The sequence below is a fragment of the Chitinophaga sp. genome, assembly GCF_035564935.1.
Lineage (GTDB): Bacteria > Bacteroidota > Bacteroidia > Chitinophagales > Chitinophagaceae > Chitinophaga.
The window spans coordinates 1-7,684 of sequence record NZ_DATMTE010001042.1 but is presented as its reverse complement, the minus strand read 5'-3'; the positions used below and the strand labels follow the sequence as shown (position 1 = coordinate 7,684).

The 7,684-nt window shown below is 47.3% G+C and carries 9 protein-coding genes; all 9 read right to left on the bottom strand.

The window, feature by feature from the left end:
• Window positions 1-75: 75 nt before the first annotated feature.
• The 9 genes from VN105_RS27130 to miaB all read right to left on the bottom strand — a co-directional run bounded on the left by VN105_RS27130 (window position 76) and on the right by miaB (window position 7,602).
• Window positions 76-981, bottom strand: coding sequence for a YihY/virulence factor BrkB family protein (locus VN105_RS27130; RefSeq protein WP_325646169.1), 906 nt, complete (start codon window positions 979-981; stop codon window positions 76-78).
• Window positions 982-1,049: 68 nt separating this feature from the next.
• Window positions 1,050-2,102, bottom strand: a complete 1,053-nt coding sequence (gene mltG / locus VN105_RS27125; protein WP_325646167.1) for an endolytic transglycosylase MltG — start codon at window positions 2,100-2,102, stop codon at window positions 1,050-1,052.
• A gap of 135 nt (window positions 2,103-2,237) precedes the next feature.
• The gene (secG, locus tag VN105_RS27120) at window positions 2,238-2,597 is read right to left on the bottom strand and encodes a preprotein translocase subunit SecG (protein WP_325646165.1); all 360 of its coding nucleotides are present in this window, start codon (window positions 2,595-2,597) and stop codon (window positions 2,238-2,240) included.
• Window positions 2,598-2,602: 5 nt separating this feature from the next.
• Entirely contained in the window at window positions 2,603-3,832 is a 1,230-nt protein-coding gene (locus VN105_RS27115) for a hypothetical protein (protein ID WP_325646163.1), read from the bottom strand.
• Window positions 3,833-3,865: 33 nt separating this feature from the next.
• Window positions 3,866-4,387 carry an LPS assembly lipoprotein LptE gene (gene lptE, locus VN105_RS27110; protein ID WP_325646161.1) on the bottom strand — a complete coding sequence of 174 codons (522 nt, stop codon included), beginning with the start codon at window positions 4,385-4,387 and terminating at the stop codon, window positions 3,866-3,868.
• A 23-nt stretch (window positions 4,388-4,410) separates the two neighbouring features.
• Entirely contained in the window at window positions 4,411-5,649 is a 1,239-nt protein-coding gene (locus tag VN105_RS27105) for a sigma-54 dependent transcriptional regulator (protein WP_325646159.1), read from the bottom strand.
• A gap of 37 nt (window positions 5,650-5,686) precedes the next feature.
• The gene (locus tag VN105_RS27100) at window positions 5,687-5,869 is read right to left on the bottom strand and encodes a DUF86 domain-containing protein (protein WP_325646157.1); all 183 of its coding nucleotides are present in this window, start codon (window positions 5,867-5,869) and stop codon (window positions 5,687-5,689) included.
• Window positions 5,859-6,173, bottom strand: coding sequence for a nucleotidyltransferase family protein (locus VN105_RS27095; RefSeq protein WP_325646155.1), 315 nt, complete (start codon window positions 6,171-6,173; stop codon window positions 5,859-5,861). Before VN105_RS27095 ends, VN105_RS27100 begins: the two co-directional genes overlap by 11 nt.
• A gap of 16 nt (window positions 6,174-6,189) precedes the next feature.
• Window positions 6,190-7,602 (bottom strand): tRNA (N6-isopentenyl adenosine(37)-C2)-methylthiotransferase MiaB, encoded by a 1,413-nt coding sequence (miaB, locus tag VN105_RS27090; protein ID WP_325646153.1) that lies wholly within the window; start codon window positions 7,600-7,602, stop codon window positions 6,190-6,192.
• Window positions 7,603-7,684: the final 82 nt, after the last annotated feature.

The window sequence follows — 7,684 nt, the reverse complement described above, 5'->3', positions numbered from 1 at the left end:
CCGTTTAAGATATAATAAATAATAATAAGATAAAAATATTTATCAGGTAGCCGGAGAAAGGGTTGATAATGTGTATTATGCAGACAGCGATTGTTTTTTTTCCTCCTGTTTTGCATCACTGACAGCCCTGATACTGGCGTTCAGTTCAAACCCTACAAGGAGGATAAAGGAGTTAAAGAAGATCCAGAGCATGAGCACGAGGATGGTGCCGATAGATCCATAGATCTTGTTGTAGTTGCCGAAATTGTTGACAAACCAGGAGAACCCTATGGTAACGAGGATCATGCATATGGTGGCTACTGCGGCGCCGGCGGTAATGAAATTCCATCGTTTGGTGGTAGCTGCGCCAATGCGGTACAGCACTGCGTTAACAGAATAAAAGAGCATAATGATGAGCACCCAGCGGGCAATATCGATCACGTTCCTCAGCAAGGTACTGTGGATGCCGATGATGTTAAACAGCCAGCGTAGCGTGGCGCCCTGGGCAATGATCAGGGCTACGGTAATGAGCAGCAGGAGTACCAGGATGGCAGTGAGTTGCAGGGCGATGAGCCGGTTCTGCCACCATTTTCTTTTCCGGAACCCGGCGCCCTCTATTTTACCGAATGAACGGAGGATGCCCATTACGCCATTGGAGGAATAGAAAAATCCCATCAGGAAGGCGATAGAGAGCAGTCCGTTGCGGTGTGTGTAGAGGAAGTCGTGGATCATTCCCCGTACAATCATGTAGGTATTATAGTTGGGCGTAAGATCCTCGGCCAGGTCATAGAGGGTAGGCTCTATGTTTTGCACCGGGATGTACGGCACCAATGTGAACAGGAAGATGAAAAACGGCGGAATGGCCAGGAGGAAGTTAAAGGAGATAGCCCTTGCCCGGTCGCCCAGTCCGCGGGCTTTGGTTTCCTGGCCGAAGTGTTTTAGTACGTCGTATAGCGGGATGCCTTCAAACCCGGGTGGGATCAGGGTTTTCGTCCTTTCCACCAACCGGCGGTAGGGTTTTGAACGAAAGATGATGTTTTCGGGTTTGAAGGCCAAATTTGTTGTTTTATTTAGAAACCTCTTTTATTCAGTTCTGCCTGGTATTTTTTTGCGTTTACCAGGTGTTCGGCATAGGTGGCTGCAAAAGCGTGGTAGCCGGAGAAATCGGCCCTGGCACAAAAATAAAGGTAATCTGTTTCCGGGGTATTCAATACGGCATTTAAAGTTTTTTCGGAGGGTGTGCAAATCGGTCCCGGTGGTAACCCGGCATAACGGTAAGTGTTATACGGAGAATCGAAGAGGGTATGATTTTCACGGATCCTTTTCAGCCCGAAATCCTGCAGGGCAAACTTCACCGTAGGATCTGCCTGGAGGCGCATGCCTTTGCGGTAGCGGTTGAGATATACGCTGGCAATGATGGGTTTTTCATCATTTTTATTGGTTTCTTCTTCCACAATAGAGCCTAGTACGGTTACCTCGTTCATAGAAAGGCCCAGTTTTGCCGCTTTATCTTTTCTTTCCGGTGTCCAAAATTCTTCCCTTTCTTTTTCCAGCTTTTTGAACACGGCTTCAGCGCTGGTATTCCAGTAGAATTGAAAGGTATTGGGTATAATGGCGCACATCACGGTATTGGTATCCAGGCCAAACTGGCGGAGGTATACCGGGTCGTTCATCAGGGAGCGCATTACGTTGGAATCTGCTTCCAGGTTGTTGGACACTTTCCGGACGAAATCGTTTTTGGTACGTAGCTTATTGATAACGAGTACTACCGGGGATTGTTTCCCGGCGCGGAGCATACGGGCAATATCGAAGTTGCTCATACCGCGGGTAATTTTATAGCGGCCTGCCTTTACGCGGCTGGGATAGTCCAGTTGTTCCGCCACCCAGTTAAAGCTGTTGCGGTTGCGGATGATACCCTGTTCTTCCAGTCCGTCGAGTACGGCGGAGTAGGTGCTGTTGGTGCGTACATAAAAGTATTTGCTGTCGCCAAAGGGTTTGGTATTGGGCCCAAATACGCGGTAAGAAATGTATACCAGGGCGCCTGCTGCCAAACAGCCGGCAATGACCAGGATCCTTCTTATCCATACAGATTTAGCGCTGGATTGTTTGCTTTTCTTCGCCATAGATAGAGTTGGAAGTTACAAGAGGGGCAACGGCGTTGATCAGCCAGGTTTTTCAATATAGGCCGCCGGTTGCCATTAAAAAAAACCTCGCTTTTAACGGCGAGGTTTCAAATATTATTACGCTGATAATGTTAATTACTTACCGGGAGCAGGCGCAGGTGCCGGAGCAGGAGTGCCTGGTAACGGAGTAGATGGCGCCTGGGGTGTAATTGGCTGGCCGGCGGAGGCTTTTTCTACCGCACTTGGCGCTACCTGCTGCACTTTGGTGCCTTTACCAATAAAGAAAGGAGAGGTCAGGCACAATATGGCAATAATTACCGCCAGGATCCAGGTACCTTTTTCCAACACGTCAGTTGTCTGACGCACCCCAATCACCTGATTGCCAACACCACCAAAGCTGCCGGAGAGTCCGCCACCTTTTGGGTTCTGGACCAGCACGAAGAAGCCGAGCAACACACAGGCTAATATGATCAGGATACCGAAAATTATCAACATAGAAATTACTGTTTATTTTTATCTGTTTTTGACTTTAAGTCTAATATCTTTTGCGCAAAATAAGCGTTTTTGTCGGGATTAAGCAAACTTAATTTTTGATATATCTTAATCGCATTGCCATACTGCTGCTGCCGTACCCAGATTTCCGCCAGGGTTTCAGAAACGATGTCGTTATTGAAAACAATGGAGTCCATTGCCATTTTTTCCACTGTTTCGGAAACTTCCGGTTCTTCATCTTCATCATATAACCGGTGCAATTGCTGGTGATACCAATCCTTATTGGTTTTACCTGCAAAGTTGTCTTTCATTTGCCGTAACCAGGAGGTAAAGCTTTTCATTTCTGCCACGCCTTGCTCATTTAAATCATCTGCCTCTCCCGGGTTTTTAAGCCTTTTGTAGGCGAAATAATCGTCTGTATATAAAGGTTGAAATACCAGTTCTGTTTCTTCTTCGGTTGCTGCCAGGGGGAATATTTTGATCGGGCCGGCGGATGCTGGTTCTTCTTCGTCGGCGGCTTTAATCTCCGCTTCACTATCGTGTCCGTTTGCCGGCATTGCTACCGGTGGTGGCAGTGTTTCCACGGTATGACCGCCGTCACCGGGTTCAAAATCGGCCACCGCAATGGGGGCCGCAGTTTCCGGTGTTGCTGCGGTATGATATTCGGGTATTGTTGCTGTTGCCAATGCTATATTTTCTTCTTCCGGAGCTGTTGTTTCAAATTCCGATGTAAAAGTGTCTGTTTCCGGTGATAATGTATCTTCTTCTTCATGAACTATAGCTGATTCTTCAACTCCTGCAGGAAGTACTTCCTCTTCCTGATCAGGAGCAGCAGCCAGTGCTTCGGCAGCCTGTGAAAGCACTTCTTCAGCAATTACGGCCGGTGCTTCGGCAGCTATTCCGGCTTCAGCGCTTACAGTTGGTACTTCCACTGTCGTATTTTCCTGTGGCAGTGTATCTTCCGGGATAACGGCAGCTACACGATTTTCCACCATCTGCAGCAACTGTTCCTGTGTAATGAGCTGATAAGCATAGTGATGCTGATCGGAATAGAGCAGCGCTTTTTTTACAGCAGGATGATGGAGGTCGCCGGTTTGCTGGTAAATTTTCCTTGCCAGCAGGAGGCGGGCTGCGGAAAAATACGGATGATCCGCTACCAGTTGCTCCATTGCCGCTTCATTTACCAACTGAAGGGAGGGTTGTTGAAACACATGTGCTATAATCCTGTTTGCCGTCATAGGTTGCTAATGTAATAAATTAATGATTACACACTACCAGTTTGCAAAAGCCCTGTTGAAGATATCATCTGTGATACCCGGAATGATATTTTCGTCCAGCAGGCGATTTTCCACGCTGCTGGGCAACTGGGTGGCCGGGAACTCTGCTGAGCGGGAAAAGGATTGGGTAAAGCCTTTTTTATCGCCTATACGTTTAATAAACGTAACGTTTACCGTAACATTCAGCCTGGAAGTGGCCGCCTGGTCAACATTGGTTACTGCCGCATTGGAAAAGGAGTAGCCGGTAATGGTTGCTTTGAACTCATAGTCGGCGCGGGGCTCCGTTTCATTCACCTGTGTCAGGCTGGTTTGCGAAGTGACCTTATCGCGCAGCTTCATGGTCAGCTTCTGGCTCAGGGTCGGGTTATTGATGGGCGCCCTGTTTTCAATAAAACGTACGTTCACTGAAGTGGCTTCCTGGTCTATACTGGCGCCCGTGGCGGAGTATTTTACACTGCAACCTGCCAGTATTGCCATCATGCCAATGGCTATAAATGCTTTGATATTGCGGATCATTGTGGTGCTTGATTAAAATTCGTTTATTCAGCGATGTTATATTCCTTGAGTTTGCGGTAAAGCGTTCTTTCAGAAATTCCCAGGTCCAGCGCGGCATCCTTGCGTTTACCTTTGTGTTTTTTCAGCGCTTTCACAATGAGTTCTTTCTCTTTATCGGCAATAGACAGTGTTTCTTCTACTTCTTCGTGATGATCAATTTTATTATCCGACAGGATAATGGGCTGTTGTGCCGGTCCAAGGCCGGGGCCGGGAGGGGTATTCATTTCAGCCACACCGGGATAGTTGTGCATCACATGATTATCTGCGTGATAATCCGCTGCATGTGCCATATTCGGGTTCTGCAGGATATCAAAGAACATCTTCTTTACTTCTGTCACATCTTTCTTCATATCGAAGAACAGCTTGTAAAGGATATCCCTTTCGCTGTTGAAGTCGCTGGTTTGTTGCGGCGCCGCCAGCATTGGCAGGCGGTTTACCTCCGGCTGATCCGGCAGGAACCGTTTCAGGTCGCTGGCGGTTACCAGCTTGTCGGACGACAGCACAGAGATCTGTTCCGCAATATTTTTCAGTTCACGGATATTACCTCTCCAGGGATAGTTCACCAGGATGTTCCTGGCTTCTTCATCCAGCTGTATAGAGGGCGTTTTATATTTTTCGGAGAAATCGACCGAGAATTTCCTGAACAGTAACGGGATATCTTCCTTACGGTCGCGGAGCGCAGGCACCCGGATGGGTACGGTGTTGAGCCTGTAGTAAAGATCCTCGCGGAATTTTCCCTGTTGGGTGCGTTCCAGCAGATCGCGGTTGGTAGCGGCTACTACCCGTACATCCGTTTTCTGCACTTTGGAGGAACCCACGCGGATATATTCGCCGGTTTCCAGTACACGGAGCAGCCGGGCCTGTGTACCCATGGGCATTTCGCCGATTTCATCGAGGAAAATAGTACCGCCGTTAACGGTTTCAAAATATCCCTTACGGCTATCCACCGCACCGGTAAAGGACCCTTTTTCGTGGCCGAAAAGCTCGGAGTCGATGGTGCCCTCAGGGATGGCGCCGCAGTTCACGGCAATGAACGGATTATGTTTGCGGGCGCTCAGGGCATGAATAATCTGAGAAAAAACTTCTTTACCAACACCGCTTTCCCCGTTAATAAGTACTGTGAGATCGGTATTGGCTACCTGAACAGCCACCTGCAATGCGTAATTGAGTGCAGGACTACTACCAATAATGCCAAACCTGTTTTTTATAGCCTGTATGTCCATAAGCGGTTATTCAAATGTTTGATGGTTTAAAATAGCTTCAGCTTCCTTTTTCAAAATCGGAAGCTTCACCGATAACCTGTAATTCTCTTTCAATTGCACTGGTCAATAGCCTTGAAGATACAAATGAATCGAAATCGGTTGCATCTTTAGTAAATATTTGTATGGCATTGATCGAATCAATCACATCATACATATATTTTTCTATTGATCTATCCTTCATATACCAGGGTCTTATCTTTATTAATTGCGTTGATGAAGTACGGGTTTCTGAGATAATCCTGGGCAACCAGGTCTACCTTGATTTTCAGGATATTTTCAAGTGAGTTTTTCAGGTCAAAGAAATTGTCAGCATACTGATCGCCGGGTATTTCTTTTTCTTTGAAGGAGTATAATAAATCCACATCACTTCCTGAGTGCATGGTGTTTCTTGCCGCGGAGCCAATCAGAAAGAGATATTTTACATGATGCTTATTACACGTATCTTTTATCTCTTCCATATGACGGGAAATAATCGGATTTATCATACTATTAATATTTAGACTAAACTACAGCTTTCCCGATCAAAGTACCCGATGTGCAGCTTTCCACTTTCACCATCACATAATCGCCTTTTTTAAAGTTTTCCCTTGGAAACACGATTACCTTATTCTGATCATTCCGTCCGAACAGCTGTTCATCGGAACGTTTGGAAGTGCCTTCCACCAATACTCTGAAGGTTTTGCCAACTTCTTTCTTCATGTTTTCCTGCGAGCAATCGCGGTGCAATGCCACTATTTCCGCCAGCCGTCTTTTCTTTACTTCTTCCGGAACGTCGTCCTGGTACCGGCGTTCTGCCAGTGTACCGGGGCGTTCGGAGTAAAAGTACATATATGCCAGGTCGTAGCCGGCATAACGCATCAGGCTGAGGGTTTCCTGGTGATCTTCTTCCGTTTCCGTGCAGAAACCGGCGATTATATCGGTAGAAAGGCCACAGTCGGGGAGCAGTTCACGGATACGCTCCACCTTTTTGATATACCACTCGCGGGTATACGTACGGTTCATGAGCTGCAATATGCGTGAACTGCCGCTTTGCACCGGCAGGTGAATATAGTTGCAGATATTATCGTACTGCTGCATGATGAAAAGTACTTCATCTGTAATATCTTTCGGATGGGATGTGCTGAAACGTACGCGCAGCAAAGGATTGATGAGCGCTACCTTTTCCAGCAGCATGGCAAAGGTGATGGTTTCGCTGCCGTCGTTGCTGGTCCAGTAGTAGGAGTCAACGTTCTGCCCCAGGAGTGTTACTTCCCGGTAGCCATTGGCAAACAGTTCTTCAGCTTCGCGGACGATGGAATAGGCGTCGCGGCTGCGTTCCCGGCCCCGGGTAAACGGCACCACGCAAAAGGAACACATATTATTACACCCCCGCATAATGGATACAAAGGAGGTAACCCCGTTGTTGTCCAGTCGTACCGGGCTAATATCCCCGTAAGTTTCTTCACGGCTCAGCAATACATTCACTGATTTCTGACCGGTGCCCGCATCTGCGATCAGGGCAGGGAGACTACGGTAAGCGTCCGGTCCCACCACCAGGTCTACCAGTTTTTCTTCCTCCAGCAGTTTGCCTTTAATGCGTTCGGCCATACAGCCTAACACACCTACCAGCATGCCCGGGGTTTGCTGCTTTATTTTTTTGAACTCGGTAAGACGTTTACGTACGGTCTGTTCTGCTTTTTCACGGATAGAACAGGTATTCAGCAATATCAGGCTCGCTTCCTCCGCGTTGCGGGTAGGGCCATAGCCTTCTTCGCTAAGGATGGAAGCAACAATTTCACTATCATTGAAATTCATTGCGCATCCGTAACTCTCAATGTAGAATTTTTTAGTATATGTTTGGGTGCCAGTCGTTGCAGGAGCAAAAGCTTCTCCCTGGCGACTTTCATCATGCACTTTGGTATCCAGATCAAGCATCCTGACAAAAATTTTGGAAAGCAAAAATAGATAATAAAAATTACAAAATGACAGAATGGCAGAAAATAGATTTCCGGATCTA